The 23,816-nt window shown below is 66.5% G+C and carries 24 protein-coding genes and 1 riboswitch; of the genes, 16 read left to right on the top strand and 8 right to left on the bottom strand.

The window, feature by feature from the left end:
- Positions 1-29: 29 nt before the first annotated feature.
- The 3 genes from gcvT to AC1DNE_RS08655 form a co-directional block, all read right to left on the bottom strand.
- The gene (gcvT, locus tag AC1DNE_RS08665; protein ID WP_441468847.1) at positions 30-1,184 is read right to left on the bottom strand and encodes a glycine cleavage system aminomethyltransferase GcvT; all 1,155 of its coding nucleotides are present in this window, start codon (positions 1,182-1,184) and stop codon (positions 30-32) included.
- A 161-nt stretch (positions 1,185-1,345) separates the two neighbouring features.
- Positions 1,346-1,445, bottom strand: a riboswitch (glycine riboswitch).
- Between the two features lie 74 nt (positions 1,446-1,519).
- Entirely contained in the window at positions 1,520-2,122 is a 603-nt protein-coding gene (locus AC1DNE_RS08660) for a hypothetical protein (RefSeq protein ID WP_441468848.1), read from the bottom strand.
- Entirely contained in the window at positions 2,119-2,628 is a 510-nt protein-coding gene (locus tag AC1DNE_RS08655; protein ID WP_441468849.1) for an invasion associated locus B family protein, read from the bottom strand. The genes AC1DNE_RS08660 and AC1DNE_RS08655 overlap by 4 nt, the downstream gene beginning before the upstream one ends.
- Before the next feature lie 348 nt (positions 2,629-2,976).
- On the opposite strand from AC1DNE_RS08655, the gene coxB reads away from it, so the two are divergent.
- From coxB to AC1DNE_RS08595, 12 genes are all read left to right on the top strand, one after another.
- Positions 2,977-3,855, top strand: a complete 879-nt coding sequence (gene coxB / locus AC1DNE_RS08650; RefSeq protein WP_441468850.1) for a cytochrome c oxidase subunit II — start codon at positions 2,977-2,979, stop codon at positions 3,853-3,855.
- A gap of 20 nt (positions 3,856-3,875) precedes the next feature.
- Positions 3,876-5,501: a cytochrome c oxidase subunit I gene (gene ctaD, locus AC1DNE_RS08645; RefSeq protein WP_441468851.1), complete on the top strand. Its 1,626-nt coding sequence runs from the start codon at positions 3,876-3,878 to the stop codon at positions 5,499-5,501.
- A gap of 146 nt (positions 5,502-5,647) precedes the next feature.
- Complete coding sequence (locus AC1DNE_RS08640; RefSeq protein WP_441468852.1) at positions 5,648-6,592, top strand: heme o synthase; 945 nt, start codon at positions 5,648-5,650, stop codon at positions 6,590-6,592.
- The gene (locus AC1DNE_RS08635) at positions 6,589-6,762 is read left to right on the top strand and encodes a hypothetical protein (protein WP_441468853.1); all 174 of its coding nucleotides are present in this window, start codon (positions 6,589-6,591) and stop codon (positions 6,760-6,762) included. The genes AC1DNE_RS08640 and AC1DNE_RS08635 overlap by 4 nt, the downstream gene beginning before the upstream one ends.
- Positions 6,762-7,373: a cytochrome c oxidase assembly protein gene (locus AC1DNE_RS08630; RefSeq protein WP_441468854.1), complete on the top strand. Its 612-nt coding sequence runs from the start codon at positions 6,762-6,764 to the stop codon at positions 7,371-7,373. The genes AC1DNE_RS08635 and AC1DNE_RS08630 overlap by 1 nt, the downstream gene beginning before the upstream one ends.
- Positions 7,374-7,426: 53 nt before the next feature.
- Positions 7,427-8,290 (top strand): cytochrome c oxidase subunit 3, encoded by an 864-nt coding sequence (locus AC1DNE_RS08625; protein WP_441468855.1) that lies wholly within the window; start codon positions 7,427-7,429, stop codon positions 8,288-8,290.
- Positions 8,291-8,372: 82 nt separating this feature from the next.
- Positions 8,373-8,747: a DUF983 domain-containing protein gene (locus tag AC1DNE_RS08620; protein WP_441468856.1), complete on the top strand. Its 375-nt coding sequence runs from the start codon at positions 8,373-8,375 to the stop codon at positions 8,745-8,747.
- Entirely contained in the window at positions 8,744-9,508 is a 765-nt protein-coding gene (locus AC1DNE_RS08615; protein ID WP_476764888.1) for an SURF1 family protein, read from the top strand. Before AC1DNE_RS08620 ends, AC1DNE_RS08615 begins: the two co-directional genes overlap by 4 nt.
- A gap of 71 nt (positions 9,509-9,579) precedes the next feature.
- Positions 9,580-10,995: a threonine synthase gene (gene thrC / locus AC1DNE_RS08610; protein ID WP_441468858.1), complete on the top strand. Its 1,416-nt coding sequence runs from the start codon at positions 9,580-9,582 to the stop codon at positions 10,993-10,995.
- 14 nt (positions 10,996-11,009) lie between these two features.
- Positions 11,010-12,332, top strand: a complete 1,323-nt coding sequence (locus AC1DNE_RS08605; protein WP_441468976.1) for a M16 family metallopeptidase — start codon at positions 11,010-11,012, stop codon at positions 12,330-12,332.
- A gap of 6 nt (positions 12,333-12,338) precedes the next feature.
- The gene (locus AC1DNE_RS08600; protein WP_441468859.1) at positions 12,339-12,938 is read left to right on the top strand and encodes a GNAT family N-acetyltransferase; all 600 of its coding nucleotides are present in this window, start codon (positions 12,339-12,341) and stop codon (positions 12,936-12,938) included.
- A 77-nt stretch (positions 12,939-13,015) separates the two neighbouring features.
- Positions 13,016-15,958 (top strand): EAL domain-containing protein, encoded by a 2,943-nt coding sequence (locus AC1DNE_RS08595; protein WP_441468860.1) that lies wholly within the window; start codon positions 13,016-13,018, stop codon positions 15,956-15,958.
- Between the two features lie 120 nt (positions 15,959-16,078).
- Here the strand turns inward: AC1DNE_RS08595 and AC1DNE_RS08590 are convergent, their stop codons facing one another.
- Positions 16,079-16,699 carry a YqgE/AlgH family protein gene (locus AC1DNE_RS08590; RefSeq protein ID WP_441468861.1) on the bottom strand — a complete coding sequence of 207 codons (621 nt, stop codon included), beginning with the start codon at positions 16,697-16,699 and terminating at the stop codon, positions 16,079-16,081.
- 238 nt (positions 16,700-16,937) lie between these two features.
- On the opposite strand from AC1DNE_RS08590, the gene AC1DNE_RS08585 reads away from it, so the two are divergent.
- Entirely contained in the window at positions 16,938-17,801 is an 864-nt protein-coding gene (locus AC1DNE_RS08585; RefSeq protein WP_476841009.1) for a protein-disulfide reductase DsbD domain-containing protein, read from the top strand.
- Positions 17,802-17,852: 51 nt separating this feature from the next.
- Positions 17,853-18,338: a peroxiredoxin gene (locus tag AC1DNE_RS08580; protein ID WP_441468863.1), complete on the top strand. Its 486-nt coding sequence runs from the start codon at positions 17,853-17,855 to the stop codon at positions 18,336-18,338.
- 246 nt (positions 18,339-18,584) lie between these two features.
- On the opposite strand, the gene AC1DNE_RS08575 is transcribed toward AC1DNE_RS08580, so the two are convergent.
- The gene (locus tag AC1DNE_RS08575) at positions 18,585-19,142 is read right to left on the bottom strand and encodes a dihydrofolate reductase family protein (RefSeq protein ID WP_476764885.1); all 558 of its coding nucleotides are present in this window, start codon (positions 19,140-19,142) and stop codon (positions 18,585-18,587) included.
- Positions 19,143-19,413: 271 nt separating this feature from the next.
- Between AC1DNE_RS08575 and AC1DNE_RS08570 the strand changes: the two genes are divergently transcribed.
- Positions 19,414-19,863, top strand: a complete 450-nt coding sequence (locus AC1DNE_RS08570) for an N-acetyltransferase family protein (RefSeq protein ID WP_476764884.1) — start codon at positions 19,414-19,416, stop codon at positions 19,861-19,863.
- Between the two features lie 199 nt (positions 19,864-20,062).
- Complete coding sequence (locus AC1DNE_RS08565) at positions 20,063-21,085, top strand: LLM class flavin-dependent oxidoreductase (protein WP_441468866.1); 1,023 nt, start codon at positions 20,063-20,065, stop codon at positions 21,083-21,085.
- A gap of 61 nt (positions 21,086-21,146) precedes the next feature.
- Here AC1DNE_RS08565 and rnhA read toward each other — a convergent pair whose 3' ends face one another.
- From rnhA to ispH, 3 genes are all read right to left on the bottom strand, one after another.
- Positions 21,147-21,593: a ribonuclease HI gene (gene rnhA / locus AC1DNE_RS08560; RefSeq protein ID WP_441468867.1), complete on the bottom strand. Its 447-nt coding sequence runs from the start codon at positions 21,591-21,593 to the stop codon at positions 21,147-21,149.
- Entirely contained in the window at positions 21,590-22,555 is a 966-nt protein-coding gene (locus AC1DNE_RS08555; protein ID WP_441468868.1) for a homoserine kinase, read from the bottom strand. Before AC1DNE_RS08555 ends, rnhA begins: the two co-directional genes overlap by 4 nt.
- 198 nt (positions 22,556-22,753) lie before the next feature.
- Positions 22,754-23,725 (bottom strand): 4-hydroxy-3-methylbut-2-enyl diphosphate reductase, encoded by a 972-nt coding sequence (gene ispH / locus AC1DNE_RS08550; RefSeq protein WP_441468869.1) that lies wholly within the window; start codon positions 23,723-23,725, stop codon positions 22,754-22,756.
- Between the last annotated feature and the right edge of the window lie 91 nt (positions 23,726-23,816).

Genomic DNA, 23,816 nt, shown 5'->3' with positions numbered 1-23,816 from the left:
TCCTCCTGGCGAAAAATCGAAAAATCAGATCAGCGCTTGTAGCCGTTGGGAACGAAAGGCATCGGCGCCACCACCGCCGGCAGCGGCTTGCCGCGCACGATGAGGTTGAGCTTGGTGCCCGGCGCGGAATGGGTCTTGGCGACATAGCCCATCGCGCAGGGGCCGTTCAGCGTCGGGCCGAAGCCGCCCGAGGTGACGGAGCCGATCACCTCGCCTTCCGGCGTCGCGATCTCCGTCCCCTCGCGGGCCGGGGCACGACCTTCCGGCAGCAGGCCGACGCGGATGCGCGAGACGCCCTCGGCCAGTTCGCGCTGGATGCGCGCTGCTCCGGGGAAGCCGCCCTCCTCGCGGCGGCGCTTCTGGATCGACCAGTTGAGCGCGGCCTCGATCGGGGAGGTCGCGGTGTCGATGTCGTGGCCGTAGAGGCACAAGCCCGCTTCGAGCCGCAGCGAATCGCGGGCCCCCAGCCCGATCGGCTTGACACTGGCGTCGAGCAGCAGCGTGTCCCAGATCTCGCCGATCTTGGCCGCGGCCGCGGAAATCTCGTAGCCGTCCTCACCGGTATAGCCGGAGCGGCTGACATTGGCCTTGATACCCGCGACCTTCATGGTGCGCGAGGACATGAAGCCCATCTCGGCGGCTTCCGGCGCGATCTTCGCGAGCGCGGCTTCGGCGCCCGGCCCCTGCAGCGCGATCAGGCCGCGATGCTCGGCCTTGACCAGCTTCACATTGGCCGGCAGCCGCGCCTCGATATGGGCGTAGTCGGCGTCCTTGCAGGCGGCGTTGACGACGAGATAGAGCGCGCCATCCTCATCGGGATCGATCGAGCGCGTCACCATCAGGTCGTCGAGGATGCCGCCCTCCTCGTTGAGAAGCTGCGAATAGCGCTGCTTGCCGGGCGCGAGATTGACGATGTCGGCGGGAATCAGCGCTTCCAGCGCCTTTGCCGTGGTCTCGTGGTCGGGGCCGACCAGGAAGGCCTGGCCCATATGCGAGACGTCGAAGAGCCCTGCCTTCTCGCGCGTCCAGTTGTGCTCGGTCAGGATGCCGGCCGGGTACTGCACCGGCATGTCGTAGCCGGCGAAGGGCACCATGCGGGCACCGAGCGCGACATGGCGGGCATGAAGCGGCGTCTTCAGCGGCGCGGGCGCGCCGGCGGTATCGATAGTGGCCTCGGCCGCCATGGCGTGCCCCTCCCAGAGTCAAGCGCAAGCCCCGGACAATATCGTCCGGAACGCGCCCCCTCTGTCTTGGGACCTGAGAGATTTCCCCGCCTGACCGTGAGGCCGGACGAGTTACACCCGTCGGTGGGCGGGAATCGCTTCCCGCCTCTTTCCAGAGCGCCAAATCCCCAGCGGTCCTTGTTGCCTGAGCGTTTCCGGGGCGGTTGCGCCTTCGGCGCCGGGTCCTGACGGATCAGGCCCGGTCTCTTCCGCGGGGATATGCGGCTTGGGCAGAGATACAGGAGGCGCCGCCCCAGTCAATCCGGGCGGCGCCTTCTTTCACGGCAAAGCTGCTTTTAACGGCGGCGATGCCGCGCCGGGGCGGCTGCACCACCCTGACCGAGACTGACGATGATCTCGACCTCGCCATTGCCAGCCGGCACGACGATGCCGTCCTCGACATGGGAGAAGTCGACGCCGCTCTGGCCGGACGGGATCGTGCCGCCGACGCGCGAGCCGCGGCGCGCAACCGTCGCCGTGCCGCGCGTCACCGTCGTGTTCAAGGTCGCACCGTAGCTGCCCGGGCTGCCGGCCGGGCCGAGAAGCACACGACCCTCGACACCGACCTTGAGGCGGAAGCCGCCATTGCCGGTCGGCGTGCACTCGCGCGCGACGTTGGTGATCGAGACCTGGTAGCGCAGACCGCTGCTGTCCTGACCGGCCTGAGCGCGGATCGCGGCGCCGCCATCGGCGATGATGACCTCCGGGCAGACCGTATCGTTCCGTTCCTCCTCCTTCGGCAGCTGGTCAGGCGCCGGCGGCTTCGAGGACTGGAACATCAGCATGTTGAGCGCCGTGCTGCCGGCGGAGGGCGATGAGGAGGAGCCGCAGCCGGCGAGACCCAGGCAAAGCAGCGGCAGGGCGAGCCAGCGGCCCGTAGTCAGAGTCTGGTCGATCAAGGCAGCGCCTCCACGCCGGGGCCGAAGCCGTTGAGCGAGACGGGCACGCCCACCCCCTCCTCCGGCGTCTGGAATACGATGAATGTCGCGCTCTTGCCGCCCTTGAGCTGGCCGAGCAGGTTGTCGTCCATGACGACCTCGGCAACGCAACCGGTGGTCAGGCAGCGCACGAAGCCGGCGCGGCCGATATCCTTGTCATCGATCTTGAGGCCGAGGCCGGATGGCAGCAGCACGCCAAGCGGCGCGACGACGCGCAGAAGCCGGCTCTTCTGATCGGCAGTCTTCAGCACGATGACGAGGAGCGTCAGATTCGGCCGGTCCTCGGCCGCGACGTTCTGGACCAGCGCGCATTGCTCCGCCTTGGCGCCGGGCGGCACTTCGCAGCGCATCTGCCAATCGCCATGTGTGGAACGCACCGCGCCCTGCGCGAGAGCGGAGCCGGCGTAGAGGCTCGTCCCCATGAGCGCCAGCGCCAAGGCGCCTGCCGCTCCGATGATCCTCATCATCCCTGCCATCCTTCGAAACCCGTCCAGAAACCGCAGCAAAAGCGCAAGATTCAGGCAAAACGCCGACAGCGCCAGAGAATCCTACCGCTCTTCACATAAAATGCGTTGGGACCATGCAGGCCCGGCCCTGTCAAGGCGTGCACGCGGGTGCGGGCGTGGTTCCGTCAAGGCCTCGCGCGATTATGCCGCACTGATGATGATGGACCGTGTCATTGCCCCACTGGCGCAAGCGTGATCTTTGATTTATCGCAATCCCGAAGAACGAGGCGACCTTCGCGGTCGCCCCTTCGTGCGTGGGGCAAAGCCGGTCGGTTCCCATGCAGGTCGATTGAGGAGCATGTCGGATCGATGCGATTTCTGAGCAGGACCTTTGCAACCGCGGCCGCCACGGCCCTTGCCGTCGCCGCGCTGGCGACCGTCCCGGCCGTCGCCGGCACCGGCATGCCTTCCCCCTGGCAGATGAACCTGCAGGGCGCCGCGACCCCCGTCGCCGAATTCATTCACTGGTTTCATGACTGGCTGAACATCATCATCGGCGTCGTCACGCTCTTCGTGCTGGCGCTGCTGATCTATGTCGTCTTCCGCTTCAACGAGAAGGCCAACCCGGTCCCCTCCAAGACCACGCACAACGCCCTGCTCGAAGTGTGCTGGACGGTGATCCCGGTCCTGATCCTCGTCGTCATCGCGATTCCCTCCTTCCGCCTGCTCAAGCTGCAGCTTGAGGTGCCGCAGGCCGACCTCACCCTGAAGGTCACCGGCAAGCAGTGGTACTGGTCCTATGAGTACGCGCAGGACAACGGCGCCTTCGGCTTCGACTCGCTGATGCTGGACGAGAAGCAGCGTGCCGAGGCGATCGCCAGCAAGAAGATCGCCGAGGCCGAGGCCCCGCGCCTGCTCGCGGTCGACAACGAGGCGATCGTGCCGGTCGGCAAGATCGTCCGCGTCCAGGTCACCGGCGCCGACGTCATCCACAAGTTCACGGTGCCGTCCTTCGGCATCAAGATCGACGCGATCCCCGGCCGCCTGAACGAAACCTGGTTCAAGGCCGAGCGCGAAGGCATCTATTACGGCCAGTGCTCGTTCATCTGCGGCCAGAACCACGCCTACATGCCGATCGCCTTCCGCGTCGTCAGCCAGGAGCGCTACGCCGCCTGGCTCGCCGAAGCGAAGCAGAAATTCGCCAATGCCGAAGACGCGGGCAGCAAGCTCGCCGCCGCGTCCAAGTAATTCGCCGAGGAGACAACACGATGGCAACAGCGGCTCAGCACGCTCACGGCCATGACGAGGCCCATCACGACCACCCGACCGGGTGGCGCCGGTGGCTTCTGTCGACCAACCACAAAGACATCGGCACGCTCTACCTGATCTTCTCGATCATCGCGGGCCTCGTCGGCGGCTTCCTCTCGATCATGATGCGTATCGAGTTGATGTACCCCGGCGTGCAGATCTTCGCGAACGGCCAGAGCTACAACGTGTTCGTCACCGGCCACGGCCTGATCATGATCTTCTTCATGGTCATGCCCGCGGTCATCGGCGGCTTCGGCAACTGGTTCGTACCGCTGATGATCGGCGCGCCGGACATGGCCTTCCCGCGCATGAACAACATCTCGTTCTGGCTCACCGTCGCAGCCTTCGTGCTCATGATCATCTCGATGTTCATGGAAGGCGCCCCGGGCGCGCACGGCGTCGGCACGGGTTGGACGGTCTATCCGCCGTTCTCGACCGCCGGCCACCCCGGCCCCTCGGTCGACTTCGGCATCCTGTCGCTGCACCTTGCCGGCGCGGCTTCGATTCTGGGCGCGATCAACTTCATCACCACCATCCTGAACATGCGCGCGCCTGGCATGACCATGCACAAGATGCCGCTGTTCGCCTGGGGCGTGCTGGTCACCGCCTTCCTGCTGCTGCTCTCGCTGCCGGTCCTCGCCGGTGCGATCACCATGCTGCTGACGGATCGCAACTTCGGCACAACCTTCTATGATCCGGCCGGCGGCGGCGATCCGATCCTGTACCAGCACCTGTTCTGGTTCTTCGGTCACCCCGAAGTGTACATCATGATCCTGCCGGCCTTCGGCATCATCAGCCACATCATCTCGACCTTCTCGAAGAAGCCGATCTTCGGCTACCTCGGCATGGCCTACGCCATGGTCGCGATCGGCGTGGTCGGCTTCATCGTGTGGGCGCACCACATGTACACGGCCGGCCTTTCGCTCAACACGCAGCGCTACTTCGTGTTCGCGACGATGGTCATCGCGGTGCCGACGGGCATCAAGATCTTCTCCTGGATCGCGACGATGTGGGGCGGCTCGATCCGCTTCACCGCCCCGATGGTCTGGGCGATGGGGTTCATCTTCCTGTTCACCGTCGGCGGCGTCACCGGCGTCGTGCTGGCCAACGCCGGTGTCGACCGCTCGCTGCATGCGACCTACTACGTGGTGGCCCACTTCCACTACGTGCTGTCGCTCGGCGCCGTGTTCGGCATCTTCGCGGGCTTCTACTACTGGTTCCCGAAGATGAGCGGCTATGTGATGCCGGACTGGATCGGCCGCCTGCACTTCTGGGTCGCCTTCATCGGCGCGAACCTGCTGTTCTTCCCGCAGCACTTCCTCGGGCTCGCCGGCATGCCGCGTCACTATGTGGACTATCCCGACGCCTTCGCCGGCTGGCATTATTGGTCGTCGATCGGTTCCTACATCTTCGCAGCTGGCCTGCTGATCTGGCTTTACGGCATCGCCGTGGCCTTCAGCCGCAAGCAGCTCGCCGGCGACAATCCGTGGGGCGAAGGCGCGACGACGCTGGAGTGGACCCTGTCCTCGCCGCCGCCCTTCCACCAGTTCGAGACGCTGCCGCGCATCACCGGCTCGGACCACTGAGACAAAGGCGGCGGGCCTCATGGGGCCCGCCGCCGCCCCTCCCCCGAGCGCCTTGCGAGGCGTTCCGGAGACGGGCGGCACGATCCAGCCGCGAACACCCTGCGCCCATGGGCGCTGTTCACAAGAGTACGAAGACGATCCAACCGATGTCTGCTGCGTTCGAAACCCGCACCGACGGCCTGACCGCCTCCACCGGAGAGGCGCGCGACTTCTTCGCGCTGCTGAAGCCGCGTGTGATGTCGCTTGTCGTGGTGACGGCGCTGACCGGCATGGCGACGGCACCGGGCTCCCTGCATCCCGTCCTCGGCTTCGCCGCGCTTTTGGCGATCGCAGTCGGCGCCGGCGCGTCGGGCTGCCTCAACATGTGGTACGACGCCGATATCGACGCGCTGATGAGCCGCACGGCCAAGCGCCCGATCCCGGCGGGCCGGATTCTGCCCTCTGAGGCGCTCGCCTTCGGGCTGACGCTCTCGATCGGCTCGGTGCTGGTGCTCGGCCTGATCGCGAATGCGCTCGCGGCCTTCATGCTGGCCTTCACGATCTTCTTCTACGCCGTCGTCTACTCGATGTGGCTGAAGCGCTGGACGCCGCAGAACATCGTGATCGGCGGCGCTGCGGGCGCCTTCCCGCCCATGATCGGCGAAGCCGTGGTGACCGGCAATTTCGGCTGGCACTCCCTCGTTCTGTTCGCGATCATCTTCCTGTGGACCCCGCCGCATTTCTGGGCGCTGGCGCTGATCAAGTCCGGCGACTACGAGCGCGCCGGCATCCCGATGATGCCGAATGTCGCCGGCCCGGCCGCGACCCGCCGGCAGATCGTGCTCTATTCGCTGATCATGGCTCCGGTCGCCGTCCTGCCGGCGCTGATGGGCTTCGGCGGCCTGATTTACCTGGCCGTCTCGGTGACGACCGGGCTGGCGATGATCTGGCTCGCGATCCAGGTCTGGCGCCGCACGGAGGGTCAGCCCGCCGTGAAGGCAGCCTGGTCGCTGTTCGGCTTTTCGATCATCTATCTTTTCCTGCTCTTCGCGGTTCTGCTCGTCGAAAACGGGCTCGGCCTGATGTGGGCCCTGCCGAAGGTGATCGGATGAGCGAGCAACGCCCCCAGAAGCCCGCGCCGGCGCCGTTCTCGCCGGAAGACATGGCACGCCGCCGCCGCCGCTCCATCGCGCTCGCGCTGGTGCTCGGCGGGCTCGTGATCTTCTTCTTCGTGGTGACGCTGGTGAAGACCGGCCCCGCGATCCTGAACCGGCCGCTGTGATGACGAATCCCGTCCCGCAGAAGCCCAAGGGCAATCCGGCGCGCACCGCACTGATCTGTGTCGGCGTCGCTTTCGGCATGCTCGGCGCTTCCTTCGCGGCGGTGCCGCTCTACGACCTGTTCTGCAAGGTCACCGGCTTCGGCGGCACGCCGATGGTGGGCACGGCCGGCGCCGGCAAGATCCTCGACCGGACGATGTCGGTGCGTTTCGACGCCAATGTCGCGCCGGGGCTCGGCTGGAAGTTCGAAGCGGAGAGCCCGGAGATCAAGGTTCGCGTCGGCGCGACCCAGACCGTGTTCTACAAGATGACGAATCGCTCGGACCGCACGGTGACCGGCATCGCGACCTACAATGTCGCGCCGGACAAGGCCGCGGCCTATTTCGTCAAGATCCAGTGCTTCTGCTTCACCGAGCACACGCTGAAGCCCGGCGAGAGCTTCGAGGCGCCGGTGGTGTTCTATATCGACCCCGAAATCGCTGGGAATCGCGAGCTCGACGGCGTCCACGCCATCACACTGTCCTATACCTATTTCGCCTCGAAGTCGGGCCAGCCCGTCGCCGAGGACAAGGCCGGCTCCGTCAAGGGTGACGCGGGCAATTCGAAACTGTAGAACGCGCTAGAGCAAAAGCGCGGACAAGACGTCGTACGCGGAGACTGAATACGATGGCCGGGGCCCATACGAAGCACCACGACTACCACCTCGTCGATCCGAGCCCGTGGCCGCTCGTCGGCGCCGCGAGCGCGACGATCATGGCGATCGGCGCCGTGATGTGGATGAAGGCGCTGCCCATCGGCGGCATGCATATCGGCCCGCTCGTCTTCGGCGCCGGCCTGCTCGGCGTGCTCTACACCATGCTCGCCTGGTGGATGGACGTCATCCGCGAGGCCGAGAAGGAAGGCCACCACACCCGCGTCGTGCAGTTGCATCACCGCTACGGCATGATCATGTTCATCGCCTCCGAGGTGATGTTCTTCGTCGCCTGGTTCTGGGCCTATTTCGACGCCAGCCTCTTCTCGGGCGAGCAGATCAACTATCTCCGCTACGAGTTCACTGGCGGGCATTGGCCGCCGAAGGGCATCGAGACCTTCGATCCCTGGCACCTGCCGCTGCTCAACACGCTGATCCTGCTAACCTCTGGCACGACCGTGACCTGGGCACACTACGCTCTGATCAACAACGACCGCGCCGGCCTGAAGCAGGGCCTGTGGCTCACCGTGATCCTCGGCGTCCTGTTCACGCTGTGCCAAGCTTACGAGTATTCGCACGCCACCTTCGCCTTCAAGGGCAACATCTACGGCGCCACCTTCTTCATGGCGACCGGCTTCCATGGCGCGCACGTCATCATCGGCACGATCTTCCTGGCGGTCTGCCTCTACCGGACCTATCTCGGCCACTTCAAGCCGCAGCAGCATCTCGGCTTCGAGTTCGCCGCCTGGTACTGGCACTTCGTCGATGTGGTCTGGCTGTTCCTGTTCGCCGCGATCTATGTCTGGGGCGCCGGCGCGCACGCAGCCGCTGCGCACTAGGTCACGAATCCTACCGCGCCCTCGCGGTTATCGTCTGGTGAAAGGCGGCCGCGAGGCCGCCTTTCCCGCTTTGGAGGCTGCGATGGCCGGTCCTGAACCTACACATCCCTCCCCCTATTCCACGGGGCTGGCCGGGCGCTGCCCGCGCTGCGGCGAAGGCGCGCTGTTCGACGGTTTCCTCAAGCTGAAGCCGCGCTGCAGCGCTTGCGGGCTCGACTATAAATTCGCCGATTCGGCAGACGGTCCGGCCGTCTTCATCATGCTGATCGCCGGCTTCGTGGTGCTGGGCTCGGCACTCTATGTCGAGATCGCCTATGAACCGCCGATCTGGCTGCACCTGCTGATGTGGCTGCCGCTGGCACTGGTCATCTGCCTCGCACTGCTGAGGCCGCTGAAGGGGCTGGCAGTGGCGCTGCAATACGCCAACAAGGCCGAGGAAGGCAGGCGGGCGAAGTGACCGCGCAACCCGCAAGCGACCGGAAACCCGGGCTGCTCCTGCCAACGCTCCTGACGATCATCGGCGCGGTGATCCTCTGCATCCTCGGAACCTGGCAGCTCGAGCGCATGCAGGAGAAGCACGCCTATATCGGGCGCCTGGAGGCGCAAGCCGCCGGAGCGCCCGCTCCGATCCCGCCCAGCACCGAATGGGCGAAGCTCGACGTAGCGGCGCTCGACCTCACCCGCGTCACCGCCAAGGGCACCTATGTTGATGGGCCGATCGCCGGCGTCCGCACCACGATTGCCGCCGGGCCGCCCGGCTCGCGGCAGCTCTCCGGCTTCGGCCGCTGGGTGTTCCAGGGCTTCAGACTCGAGGATGGCGGAATCATCCTGGTCAATCGCGGCTTCGTGCCGGAGAGCCGCATGGGCCAGGTCGGACCGGCGAGCGGCCCCGACACCGTCACGGGCTTCCTGCGGGCACCCGAGACCCGCAACAGCTTTACGCCGCAAGACCTGCCGGCCATCCGCGAATTCTACACTCGCGACCCCGCAGGGATCGCCGCCTCGCTCGGCTTGCCGCCGGCGCCGTTCTATCTGGAAGCAGAACGCGAGGGCAACGGCCTCAAGCCGCCGGCCGGCGTCGATGTGCGCGAGCTCATCGACCGTATTCCCGACAACCACCTGCAATACGCCCTGACCTGGTTCGGGCTGGCGCTGACGTTGCTCGGCGTCTTCGCGGCCTATGTCTGGCAGGCGCGGAAAGGTTCCGCACCGGCCTGATGTCGCTCAGGTTTTGCCGAAACCGCCGGACCGGCCTATAGCATCAGATTGAGATCACCGAGGCCAAGATCGTGTTGCATGTTTCCACCCGGGGTGAAGCCCCGGCGCTCAGCTTTTCCGACGCGCTGCTGACCGGGCTCGCCCGCGACGGCGGCCTCTATCTGCCGCAGAGCTGGCCGACTCTCGCGCCGGCGGAGATCGCCGGTTTCGCCGGAAAACCCTATACGGCGGTGGCCGAGCGCGTGCTCGGCGCATTGAGCGATGGCGACATCGAGAGCGGCGCGCTCTCCGGCATGATCCGTCAGGCCTATGCCGGCTTCCGTCATCCGGCCGTCTGCCCGCTGACGCAGATCGGCGACAATCTCTTCGTGCTGGAGCTCTTCCACGGCCCGACGCTCGCCTTCAAGGACGTGGCGATGCAGTTGCTCGGCCGGCTGATGGACCATGTGCTCGGCCAGCGCGGCCAGCGCGCCACCATCGTCGGCGCGACCTCCGGCGACACCGGTGGCGCCGCCATCGACGCCTTCAAGGGGCTGAAGAGCGTCGATGTCTTCATCCTCTATCCGCAGGGCCGCGTCTCCGACGTGCAGCGCCGGCAGATGACGACGGTCGATGCGCCGAACGTCCATGCCATCGCGGTCGAAGGCACATTCGACGACTGCCAGAACCTCGTGAAGGCGATGTTCAACCATCACGCCTTCCGCGACGAGATCGGACTGTCCGGCGTCAACTCGATCAACTGGGCGCGCATCGCGGCGCAGGTCGTCTACTACTTCACCTCGGCCGTTTCGCTCGGCGGGCCGGAGCGTAAGGTCTCCATCACGGTGCCGACCGGCAATTTCGGCGATATCCTCGCGGGCTGGGTCGCCAAGCAGATGGGCCTGCCGATCGAGCGGCTGGTGATCGCCACCAACAGCAACGACATCCTGGCGCGGACGCTGGAAACCGGCGCCTACGAGATGCGCGGCGTGGCGGCGACGACCTCGCCCTCGATGGATATCCAGATCTCGTCCAATTTCGAGCGGCTGCTGTTCGAAGCGCATGGCCGCGACGGCGCCACTGTCCGCCGGCTGATGCAGTCGCTGCAGCAATCCGGCCGCTTCGAGATCGCGGGTGAAGCGCTCCAGCGCATCCGCGGCGAATTCGACGCTGCCTCCCGGAGCGAGGAGGAGGTCGCGGCCGAGATCAAGAAGAGCTGGACCGAGGCCGGCTACCTACTCGACCCGCACACCGCGATCGGCGTCGGCGCCGCCCGGCAGGCGCTCAAGCGCAATCCCGCGACGCCGATGATCGTGCTCGGCACGGCTCATCCCGCCAAGTTCCCGGCGGCGGTGAAGGCTGCGAGCGGCGTCGCGCCGGAGCTGCCCGCCCATCTCGCCGATCTGATGGAGCGCAAGGAACGTCTGACGCTGCTGCCGAACGATCTCGGCAAGGTCGAAACCTTCGTGCGCGAGCATGCGCGCGCCGTCCGCGGAGCGGCAGCGTGAGCGCCACCACCCCGATCGAGGCCGTCGAGCTCGCCGCATCGGCGCGGCCTCAAGGCGCCCATGACCCCGACGTCCAGCTGACCACCTTGCCCTCGGGCCTGCGCATCGTCTCGCAGCGCATGGATCATGCCGCGACGGTGTCGCTCGGCATCTGGATCGGCGCCGGTTCGCGCGACGAGCTGCCGCATGAGCACGGCCTCGCCCATCTGCTCGAGCACATGGCGTTCAAAGGCACGGCCCGGCGCAATGCCCTCCAGATCGCCGAGGAGATCGAGGGCGTCGGCGGCGACCTCAACGCCGCGACCAGCGTCGAATATACCTGCTACACCGCCCGCGTCCTCGGCACCGATCTGGCGCTTGCCGTCGACATCCTCGCCGACATCGTCACCTCGCCCGCCCTCACCGAGGAGGAGCTGAAGCGCGAGAAGGGCGTGATCCTGCAGGAGATCTCTGCCGTTCAGGACACCCCGGACGACCTCGTCTACGACCGATTCCTGCAGGCAGCCTTCCCCGACCAGCCGATCGGCCGGCCGATCCTCGGCACGGCCCAGACGGTGCAAGGCTTCACGCCCGAAGCGATCCGCGCCTATCTCGCCCGCAACTACCACGCCGGCAACATGGTGCTCGCCGCGTCCGGCGCCGTCAGCCATGACGAGCTGGTGGCGCTTGCCCGCGAACATCTGTCGAAGCTGCCGGCCCGCCCCGCCAAGATGCCGGAGCGCGAACCCGGCAACTATCGCGGCGGTGAGGCGCGCATCGGCAGCGACGAGGAGCAGGTGCATCTCGTGCTCGGCCTGCCCGGCAAGCCCTTCACCGGCGGCATGCACTACCCCTTGCAGATCTTCGCCTCGGTGCTGGGCGGGGGGCTGTCGTCGCGGCTGTTCCAGGAGGTGCGCGAGCAGCGCGGCCTGGCCTATGCGATCGATGCCTTCCACTGGCCCTTCTCCGATTGCGGCATCTTCGGCATTGGCGCCGGCACCGCGCCTGAGGATGCGAACGAGCTGATCGAAGTCGCGCTCGGCTGCCTGCGCCAGGCGGCGGAGGATGTCAGCGAAGTCGAAGTGGCGCGGGCCCGCGCCCAGATGAAGGTGGGGCTGCTCGCCTCGCTCGAAAGCCCCGGCGGCAAGCTGGAGCAGATGGCCCGGCAGGTGCTGATCTTCGGCCGGGCAATCCCGCGCGAGGAACTGGCGGCCCGTCTCGACGCGGTGACGCTCGAGGACGTGCGCGCGGCAGGTCGCTCGCTGCTCGGCCACCAGCCGACCATCGCCGCGATCGGCCCGATCCACGGCATTCCCGCAGCCAAGCGCCTGCGCCAGGCGGCCCGGGCCGCGGACTGAACGGCGATGGCGCTCTTCCGTTTCCCGAGCGAGCCGCCGAGCCGCCCGCTGATACGGACGCAGAATCTCTATCTGCGTGCGCCGCAAGCCAGCGACTACTCCGCCTGGGCCGTGCTGCGCATCGAAAGCCGCGACTTCCTGACACCCTGGGAGCCGACCTGGAACGAGGACGATCTGACCCGGACCTCCTTCCGACTGCGCGCCAAGCGGGCAGCACGCGAGATCGCCAGCGACGAAGCCTATTCGCTCTTCATCTTCGAAGCCCATACGGAGGCGCTGCTCGGCGGGCTGACCCTTGGCCTCATCCGCCGCGGCGTGGCCCAAGCCTGCACGCTCGGCTACTGGATGGGCAAGCGCCATGCCGGCAGGGGCCACATGGCCGAGGCTGTGCGTGGCGCGGTGCGCTTTGCCTTTTCCGAGCTTGCGCTGCACCGGGTCGAGGCCGCCTGCCTGCCGAACAACGAGCCGTCACGCCGCCTGCTGGAGCGGGTCGGTTTCCAGCACGAGGGGCTGGCGCGCGCCTATCTCAAGATCAACGGCGTCTGGGCCGACCATCTGCTCTACGCTCTGCTTTCGGGCGATGCGTTGCCCGGAGGGAAGCCGTGAAGGCAGCGGTTGACCACAGCCACGCGCTGCCTTGCCCTTGCCATGAGCGCCCAGTAGGGATTTTCGTTCAAGTTCGAATGATTGTCTCCCGCCTGATAGCCGAGCACAGCTTGTCCATTTCCGAGCGCATCCTCCGGATCGGCCTCGCCGTCGCCGGCCTTGCCCTATGGTTCAGTTTCGCGATCGTGACGCCGGCCAGCGCCGTCGATGCGGTGCGTGTGCCGGTCGACGTGCCGGTGATCGATCTCACCAATGTCGTCGAGCGCAACAAATCGGACGGCGACGTCATCCAGATCTCGACCGCGCCGGGGCCGGACGGCATCGTCCGGCGCATCGCGGTCAAGGCGCGCGAATCGGGCGCCAGGCCGGACTGGATCGTCTTCGCGCTGACGAACGATTCCGACGAGCAGATCGACCGGCTTCTGGTCGCGCCCTTCCACCGGCTGATCGGCTCCGGCGTGGTCTGGCCCGACCTCGGCGACAAGCGCATCGAGGCGGTGACGGCGAGCCAGGGCCTCTCGCCGGACCGCGAGGCGAGCCCCGACGCCGACGTCTTCCTGATCACGCTCGACCCCGGCACGACCGTCACTTTCGTGGCGGAGCTGAAATCGCCGAACCTGCCGCAGCTCTATCTGTTCGAGCCGGAAGCCTATCGCCAGAAGACCAACGGCCTGACCCTCTACAAGGGCATCATCATCGGCATCGCCGGCCTGCTGGCGCTCTTCCTGACCATCATCTTCGTGGTCAAGGGCGCGGTGATCTTCCCGGCCGCCGCAGCGCTCGCCTGGGCGGTGCTGGCTTATGCCGGCCTCGATTTTGGCTTCTTCCAGCGCCTTTTCCCGCTCACGCCGGCGATCGAGCGCATCTACCGGGCGGGTGCGGAAGTCGTGCTCGCCGCGACACTGCTCGTTTTCCTGTTCGCCTATCTCAACCTGTCACGCTGGCATGTGCGCTACGGCCATGTCACCGCGATCTGGATCATCGGCCTCGCCGGCCTGATCGGCCTCGCCGTCTTCGACGCGCCGATGGCTTCCGGCATCGCGCGCATCTCGATTGCCGCCGTTGCCGCCGTCGGCTTCGTGCTGGTCGTGCATCTGGCGACACATGGCTACGAGCGCGCGGTCATGCTGATCCCGACCTGGTTCCTGCTTGCGGTCTGGGTCACGGCAGCGAGCTTCACCGTAACCGGGCAGTTCCAGCGCGACCTCGTGGCGCCTGCCCTGCTGGGCGGCCTCGTGCTGATCGTGCTGCTGATCGGCTTCACCGTGATCCAGCACGCCTTCGCCGGCGGCGCGATCTCGCAGGGCCTGGTCTCGGACACGGAGCGGCGGGCGCTGGCGCTTTCCGGCTCCGGCGACCTCGTCTTCGACTGGGACGTCAGCTCCGACAAGGTCTTCGTCTCGCCGCAGATCGAGACGCTGCTCGGCCTGCCCAAGGGCTCGCTCGAAGGCTCGGCCGCGCGCTGGCTGGAGCACATGCATGTCGCCGACCGGGACCGCTACCGCGTCACGCTCGACGCCGTGCTGGAGCAACGCCGCGGCAAGCTCAATCTCGACCTGCGCCTGCGCTCCGCCAACGGCGCCTATCACTGGTTCAACGTCAAGGCGCGGCCCGTCATCGGCTCGGACGGCGAAGTCATCCGCGTCATCGGCACGCTCTCGGACGTCACCGAGCAGCGCACGGCCCAGGAGCGCCTGCTGCACGACGCCGTCCATGACAACCTGACCGGGCTGCCCAACCGCAAGCTGTTCCAGGACCGGCTCGGCGCGATCTTCGGCTTCACCCGCGCCGACGACAACATCCGCCCGACCGTGCTCGTCATCGATGTCGACCGCTTCAAGCAGGTCAACGAATCGGTTGGTTTCTCAGCCGGCGACTCGATCCTGCTGACGCTGGCGCGGCGCCTTGGCCGGCTGCTCAGGGCGCAGGACACGCTCGCCCGCATCGGCGGCGACACCTTCGCGATGATCCTGGTCTCGGAGCGCGATCCCGAACGCATCCTGGCACTGGCCGAGCTCGTGCGCCGGGCCGTATCGACGCCGATCACCTATGCCGAGCGGGAGATCGTGCTGACGCCCTCGATCGGGCTCGCCCTGTTCGACCCCTCGCCTGCCGCGCGCAAGGACGATGCGCTGAAGAACGCCGAGCTCGCCATGGCTCATGCCAAGCGCCAGGGCGGCAACAAGATCGAGGTCTTCGTTCCGGCCATGCGGACCGACCGCAACGACAGGCTCGCGCTGGAAAGCGATCTGCGCCGGGCGATCGAGCGCAACGAGATCCAGGTCATGTACCAGCCGATCGTCCGGCTGGAGGACCGCACCATCGCCGGGTTCGAGGCGCTGGTGCGCTGGGACCATCCGCGTGAGGGGCGCTTGATGCCGCAGGACTTCCTCGCCATCGCCGAGGAAACCGGGCTGATCGTCGATCTCGGCGTCTACGTGATGGAGAAGACGGCACGCGAGCTCGAAGCCTGGCAGGCGGCACTCGAAGTCGACCCGCCGATCTTCGCCAGCGTCAATGTCTCGAGCCGGCAGCTGCTGCGCCACGACCTGCTGCACGACGTGAAGACCGTTCTCGGGCGGCGGCGCGTGCTGCCGGGCACGCTCAAGCTCGAAATCACCGAAAGCCTGGTGATGGAAAATCCGGAATACGCCGCGCAGATGCTGCAGCGCATCCGCGACCTCGGCGCCGGCCTCTCGCTCGACGACTTCGGGACGGGCTACTCCTCGCTGTCCTATCTGCAGCGCTTTCCCTTCGACACGATCAAGATCGACCAGAGCTTCGTGCGGCAGATGGGCAATGGCCGCCCGCCGGTGATCCTGCGCTCGATCGTGCAACTCGCCTCCGATCTCGGCATGGATGTCGTGGCCGAGGGTGCCGAGAGCGAGTCCGACGCTATCGAGCTCTACCAGATCGGCTGCCAGTACGCGCAGGGCTACATCTTCGGCCAGCCGATGACAGCGGCCGAGGCACGGCGGCTGATGGGCGCGGCAGCTTCGGCGGCAACCGAAGTGGCATAAACCTCAGCCGCCATTCTCGGACGAAGCGGAACGCAGGTCCGAGAATCTCAGGCAGGGTGAAACGCGATAGATCCCGGGTCACGAGATGCTCGGGTCAGGCCCGAGCATGACGGTGGCACCTCAGGCGTGGCCAGCGTCGCGAGAGAGAAACGCAGGTTCGATGCCGAGCTTGTGCAGCGCCCGCTGATACTTCGTCTCGACGCTCTCGTCGAACAGCAGGGCCGGATCGGCCGCGCAGTGCAGCCAGCCATTCGACTGGATCTCCGCCTCGAGCTGGCCGGCGGCCCAGCCGGCATAGCCTAGCGCGAGGATGGCGCTTTCCGGCCCGCTGCCGATGGCGATGGCGCGCAGGATATCGAGCGTCGCCGTCAGGCAGATGCCCTCATCGATGGGGAGCGTTGCCGATTCGAGGAAGAAGTCCGCCGTATGCAGCACGAATCCACGCTTGGTTTCGACCGGGCCGCCGCGCAGCACCTGCATGCGCTCGGCGCTGCTGGGCAGCCGGATGATCTCCTCGGACGGAATGACATCGAGCTGAACGAGCAGATCCGGAAACTTGGTGTCGCCGGCCGGCTTGTTCACGATGATGCCCATGGCGCCGTCCTCGGAGTGCGCGCAGACATAGACGACGCTGCGGCTGAAGCGCGTGTCGGCCATGCCGGGCATCGCGATGAGGCACTGCCCGTCGAGATAGCTGCGGCCGCCGAGGCGGGGTTGTGAGCCGATCTTCATCCCCCGCATGCTAGATGCTGTCGGGGAGTCTCGGCAAGGCTGGATATCAGTCCGCCGCCTTTCCGGCCTTGCCGCTTCGCAGAAATCCGGGTGGATCGCGGGCTCAGGCTGTGCGCGGCGGTGCGGTCCTTATCGCGATTGCGCCCCATTCCTGCGCAACGATGGATGTTTCGGGCGACCGGCCAATTCAGGACACGAGACGCAGGTTTTGTTCGCTTTTCAGTTTCGCAATGGATAATGCAGGGTCGTGAACCGCGTTTTTTCCCTGCTGGCCATGATGCCCCTCGCGCTCGGCGCCGCCGCGCATGCGCAGGAGGCCCCGACCGAAGCCGCGATATCGCCCTGGTCGACGAGCGAGCATGCGAAGCTGCGCCTGATCGCCGGCCCGACCACACCGACGGGCAAGCAGCGCGTCGGCGTCGAGATCGTGATGTCTCCGGGTTTCAAGACCTATTGGCGCAGCCCCGGCGAGTTCGGCGTACCGCCGAACTTCGACTGGTCGGGCTCGACCAATATCGGCGGGCTCGACGTGCGCTGGCCCGTTCCGGAGCGGTTTCAGGATTCAGCCGGCTACTCCATCGGTTATGTCGGGGAAGTCGTGATTCCGATCTCGGTTCAACCGGTCGATCCGTCCCGGCCCGTCATGATCGTGCTCAAGCTCGACTATGCGGTCTGCGAGAAGATCTGCATTCCCGCCAGGGGCGAGGCCAGCCTGTGGCTCGAGCCGGGCGTCACGACCGTGACATCGCCGCGGCTGGAGAGTTTCGAGGCGCGCGTGCCGGTCTCGGCGAAACCCGGCCCCCACAAGGAGAAGACCTCCATCCTCGAGGCCAAGCTTGACGACACCGTCGTCGATCCCGGTCTCAGGCTCGTCCTGCAGCCGCCGCCCGAGGGCAAGATCGAGGACATCTTCGTCGAAGGGCCCGGCCAATGGTCCTTCGGCAAGTCCCGGCTGACGCCGCAGAGCGACGGCACGGTCGCCGCCCAGATCCGCATCAACGAACGCCCGAAGAGTGCCGCGGGCCCCGTCCCCCTGATCTTCACCATTCGCGGGACGCCCAAGCCCGTCGAGACGCGGCTCGAACTCGACATCCCCGCCGGCAAGCCCTAATCCCTGAGGCGAAGCGGCCTTCGCGCCGCGGGCTTCACGGAGAAAGACGCAATGACGATCCAGGTGGGTGACAAGCTTCCGCAGGCGACGTTCCGCGTCATGACCGCCGACGGCCCGGCTGCCAGGACGACCGACGACCTGTTCAAGGGCCGGAAGGTCGTGCTCTTCGCCGTGCCAGGCGCCTTCACGCCGACCTGCCACAAGAACCATCTGCCCGGCTATCTGGCCAAGGCCGACGAGATCAAGGCCAAGGGCGTCGACGCCATTCTGGTGACCTCGACCAACGACGTCTTCGTGCTGGACGCCTGGTCGAAGGCGACCGGCGGCGCCGGCGTCATCGAGTTCCTTTCGGACGGCAACGCCGATTTCGCCACGGAGATCGGCCTGTCGATGGATGGCTCGGGCTTCGGCATGGGCACGCGCTCGCGGCGCTATTCCATGCTGGTGGAAGACGGCGTCGTGAAATCCCTCAACGTCGAGGAAGCGGCCGGCAAGGCCGACGCTTCCGGCGCCGAGACCATGCTCCAGCAGCTCTGAGTTTTTTCGATCGCCAGTTGCCAGGCCCGCGCGAGGTCATCGCGCGGGCCTTTCTATTGGGCCATTGGTATCAAGCCGCCAGACGTGGCGAATGTCTCAGATGGGTGGGAAGTCGCCATTGCCCAAGGCTTCGGCCTGATCAACCGAGCGCTCATGGCAGAAGCAGCGGATATGCCGTGTTGCGCGGCGAGAAGGCTGCCTATGACCCGCAGGCCCGCGAGTTGGGCGCGAAGAGGCTGCGCTGTGTCAGCGCGCGCGCCGGTAATGCATGGCGACCGCGCCGCTGCGGAGCGGCGTGGCCGAGATCAATTCGAGCCGTCGCGTGCTGGGCAGCCCGCTCTGGTAGAGGGTTGGGCCGTGGCCGGCGATCCTGGGGTGGACGAGGAGATTGTATTCGTCGATCAGATCCAGCCGGTCCAGTTCGGTCGCGAGCTTGCCGCTGCCGAGGAGCACGCCGGCCGGGGTCGCGTCCTTGAGCCTCTGCACGCCCGTGCGCAGGTCGCCGGCGATGTGGTGGCTGTTGGTCCACGGGAAGGCCGTTCGCGTCGACGACACCACGTATTTCGGCTTGGCCTCCAGCTTGACCGCCCACTCGCGTATCGCAGGCGGCACCTCCTCGTCGCCGCGGGCGACTGCCGGCCAGTAGCCCTCCATCATCTCGTATGTGACGCGACCCCACAACATCGCCCCGCCTTCATCCATAAGGCGGGTGAAGAAGGCGTGCGTCTCGTCGTCGGCAATTCCCTCCTGGTGGTCGACGCAGCCGTCCAGGGTGACGTTGATACTGAAGGTCAATAGTCCCATGCGGCAAATCTAAGCCATACAATGGAGAACATGTAGGCCAATTGCTCGTGGTTGATGTTGAACTTCCGCGACGGATCTTGAGGCGCCGGTCCCGCCAGGCGCCTGCCTTCCGTCCGAAGCCGGCGCGTCGGCCGCTTCCTGGGCGGGTCCGACAAGCAGCGGACCACGGTTTTTTTCACGGCTCCTGCCGACCGCTGATCGATCCGATCGCGGCTTGTCATGAGACAAGGCCGAGACCGCCGGCTAGCTTCCGCCCTGGAGGAGAGACCGCATGCCTGATATCATCATCCGCCCGCTCGAAGCCGCTGATCGCGCTGCCTGGACGCCGCTCTGGCGGGGCTATCTGACCTTCTACAAGGCGACGCTGCCACCAGAGCTCGACGAGATCACCTTCGGACGGCTGACCGGCGGTCAGGAGCCGATGGGCGGCTTCATCGCGCTACAGGGCGACAAGGCGCTCGGTATCACCAACTGGGTGATCCACCGCACGACCTGGAGTGAACGGAATATCTGCTATCTGCAGGATCTGTTCACGGTGCCGGAGGCGCGCGGCACCGGCGTCGGGCGCAAGCTGATCGAGGCCGTGAACGAGATGGCGCGCGCGAAGAACTGCTTCCGCGTCTACTGGCAGACGCATGAGTCGAACCTGCAGGCGCAGGAGCTCTACAACAAGGTCGCCGACAAGTCGGGTTTCATCGTCTACCGCCAGCCGCTGGCGTGACGAGCAGACGGCTGTCATCGCGTGAGCTGACGCACGCTGGGGCTGCACAGACGCACAGGCGCGCGTGCATCGGCGCAATCGCAACGGCCCTGCCAGCGCCTATATTGGGAGCAGGCTTGAGCGGAACCGCTTCGCGGCGCCCGCCGAGCTGTCCCCTTGCGGGGCGCATCTCGCGCCCGCAGCCAGCGACAGGCGCGTCATGAAGAAGATCGGCTTTCTCTCCTTCGGCCATTGGGCGCCCTCGCCGCAGTCCGGCACGCGCTCGGCCGGCGATGCGCTGCTCCAATCGATCGATCTCGCCGTGGCGGCGGAGGAGCTGGGCCTCGACGGCGCCTATGTCCGCGTCCACCATTTCGCCCGGCAGCTCGCCTCCCCCTTCCCGCTGCTGGCCGCGATCGGCGCCCGGACGAAGCGCATCGAGATCGGCACCGCCGTGATCGACATGCGCTACGAAAGCCCGCTCTACATGGCTGAGGATGCCGGCGCGGCCGACCTCATCGCCGGCGGACGGCTCCAGCTCGGCATCAGCCGCGGCTCGCCGGAACAGGTGATCGATGGCTGGCGCTATTTCGGCTACGAACCGGCCGAGGGCCAAAGCGACGCCGATATGGGCAGGCGCCATGCCGAGGTCTTTCTCGACATGCTGCGCGGCCAGGGCTTCGCCGAGCCGAACCCACGTCCAATGTTTCCCAACCCGCCCGGCCTGCTGCGGCTCGAGCCCCATTCCGAGGGCCTGCGCGAGCGCATCTGGTGGGGCGCCGGGTCGAACGCCACCGCCATCTGGGCGGCAAAGCTCGGCATGAACCTGCAGAGCTCGACCCTGAAGGACGACGAAACGGGTGAGCCGTTCCACATCCAGCAGGCGAAGCAGATCCGCGCCTATCGCGAGGCATGGAAGGAGGCCGGCCATGCTCGCCAGCCGCGCGTCTCTGTCAGCCGCAGCATCTTTGCGCTGGTCGATGACCGCGACCGCGCCTATTTCGGCCGCGGCAACCAGAGCGACGACCAGATCGGCTTCATCGACGAGAATACCCGCGCCATCTTCGGGCGCAGCTATGCGGACGAGCCGGACAAGCTGATCAAGGAACTGGGCAAGGACGAAGCGATCGCCGAAGCCGATACGCTATTGCTGACGGTGCCGAACCAGCTCGGCGTCGACTACAACGCCCATGTGATCGAGGCGATCCTGAAGCACGTCGCACCGGCGCTCGGCTGGCGCTGAGGAAGATCGTCCGAGCCGCGACGCCGCGTCGAGGCCGCAAGGATCGCTCTTCGATGAGCCGCTACCGCCCCGACTTGAACGGCGCCATGCCGGCGCGCGCCAGCGCGTCGGCGCGCTCGTTCATCTCGTCGCCGGCGTGGCCCTTGACCCATTTCCATTCGATCTTGTGGCGGCCGAGCGCGGTCTCGAGCCGCTGCCAGAGCTCGACATTCTTCACCGGCTTCCTGTCGGCCGTTTTCCAGCCGTTCTTCTTCCAGCCATGGATCCAGCCGGTGATGCCCTGCCGCAGATACTGGCTATCGGTATGCAGCGCGACGGTGCAGGGCCGCTTCAGCGCCTCCAGCGCCGCGATCGCCGCCATCAGCTCCATGCGGTTGTTGGTGGTCTGCGCCTCGCCGCCGGAAAGCTCCTTCTCGACGCCGTTATAGCTCAGGATCGCCCCCCAGCCGCCAGGTCCAGGGTTCCCCGAGCAGGCCCCGTCGGTCCAGACTTCGACAGTATCGCTCACCGCTTCAGCCCGTATTCGCGGGCATCGACGACGCGCTGGTGGAAGGCGAGCTTGCGGTCGTATTCGAGCGGATCATGCGGTTTAACCAGCGCGCCCGGCGGCACGTTCAGCCAGTCGACCAGGCGCGTGAGCAGGAAGCGCAGGGCCGAACCGCGGCAGAGCTGCGGCAGCGCCTCGATCTCCACCAAGCTCAACGGACGAACTGTCTCGTAGCCGGCGAGCAGCGCCTGTCCCTTGGTCAGATTGAACGAGCCATCGGCCTCGAAGCACCAGGAGTTCAGGCAGATCGCCAGGTCGTAGGCATAGGCATCCGTGCAGGCGAAATAGAAGTCGATCAGGCCCGACAGCCGGCTGCCGATGAAGAAGACGTTGTTGGGGAAGAGATCGGCATGGATCACGCCGCGCGGCAGGTCCTTGGGCCAGCTCGCCTCATGCACCGCAATCTCGGCCATGATCCGGCGTGCGAGGCCCGGCGAGACCTTGTCGACATCAGGGCCCGCCTGATGCGCCAGCGGTCGCCAGCCGGGCACGGACAGCGCGTTGACCCGCTCCATCGTGAAATCCGCACCAGCCTCATGCAGCAGGGCGAGGCCGCGGCCGAGTTCCTGGCAGTGGGCGGCGGTGGGGCGGCGAACGGAAAGCCCGTCGAGGAAGGTGACGATCGCGGCCGGACGCCCGGCAAGGCGACCGAGCATCTCGCCGCGGCTATCCTGAACCGGTTGCGGGCAGATCAGCCCGCGCGCAGCGAGATGCTGCATCAGCTCGAGGAAGAACGGCAGATCCTCCGGGTTCACCCGCTTCTCGTAGAGGGTGAGGATATAGGCACCCTGGGTGGTGTGCAGCAGGTAGTTCGAATTCTCGACGCCCTCGGCGATGCCCTTTGCGGAAAGCAGGTCGCCGATGCCATAGCGCGCCACAAAGGCTGCCATCTCGTCATCGGGCACTTCGGTATAGACGGCCAAGATCAGGCTCTCTTGCTAGATCACGTCGCATTTTGACGAAACCGTCAAAATGCGAAAAACGTGATCGATTCTAAAAGTTTAGAGCATTGCTTCTGCGAAAAACCGGCACCCACTTTTTCGCGCAATGCTCTAGTTGGTTTATCGCATTTTCTTCACGCGAACCGGCACCCACTTCGCTCGAAAATGCTTCTGCTGGAGTTATTCGGCCGCGGTCGGCGCCGCCTCGCCGCGCAGCTCGCGCGGCAGCGGGAAGAAGACGTTCTCGTCGGCGGTCGAGACGGTCTCGACGCGGACCTCGTAGCGCTCGGCGAAGGCATCTATGATTTCCTCGACCAGCACCTCGGGCGCGCTCGCGCCGGCGGTGATGCCGAGGCTGCGGATGTTGCCGAAGACCGACCAGTCGATCTCGTCGGTGCGCAGGACGAGCCGCGCGACCGGGCAGCCGGCGCGCTCGGCCACCTCGCGCAGGCGCTGCGAGTTCGAGGAATTGGGCGAGCCGACCACGATCAACCCGTCGACCTGCGGGGCGACGTGCTTCACCGCCTCCTGGCGGTTGGTCGTGGCGTAGCAGATGTCTTCCTTATGCGGCGCGATCAGCTCCGGGAATCGGGCCTGCAGCGCCTCGACGATCTCGCGCGTATCGTCCACCGAAAGCGTGGTCTGCGTGACGTAGGCGAGCGGCTGGCCGGTCGACGGCGTCAATGAGGCAACATCCTCCAGCGTCTCGATCAGCGTGATCGCACCCTCGGGGAGCTGGCCCATCGTGCCGATGACCTCGGGGTGGCCGGCATGGCCGACCAACAGGATGTGGCGGCCGCGCTTGTGATGGACCTCCGCCTCGCGATGCACCTTCGTCACCAGCGGACAGGTGGCGTCGATGGCGAAGAGATTGCGCGCCTTCGCCGCCGCCGGGACCGCCTTGGCGACGCCATGGGCGGAGAAGATCACGGGCCGCGTCTCGTCGGGCACCTCGTCCAGCTCGGCGACGAAAACCGCGCCCTTACGCTTCAGGGATTCGACGACGTATTTGTTATGGACGATCTCGTGGCGGACGTAGACCGGCGCGCCATGCAGGGCGAGCGCCTTCTCGACCGCGTCGATGGCACGCACGACCCCGGCGCAGAAGCCGCGCGGGGCACAGAGCAGGATGTCGAGCGGCGGCTTGGTCACGCGCGGAAAGAACTCCAGATGGTGCCGGCCTTCTTTCGGCGGGATGGCGGCGATGTCAAGGAAGCGAAGCGGTGCGGGCTCGGCAGACCTG

This window comes from Allobosea sp. 05L423 (assembly GCF_056397745.1).
The sequence above is the reverse complement of the archived record's forward strand: the minus strand, read 5'-3'. Positions and strand labels throughout refer to the sequence as shown.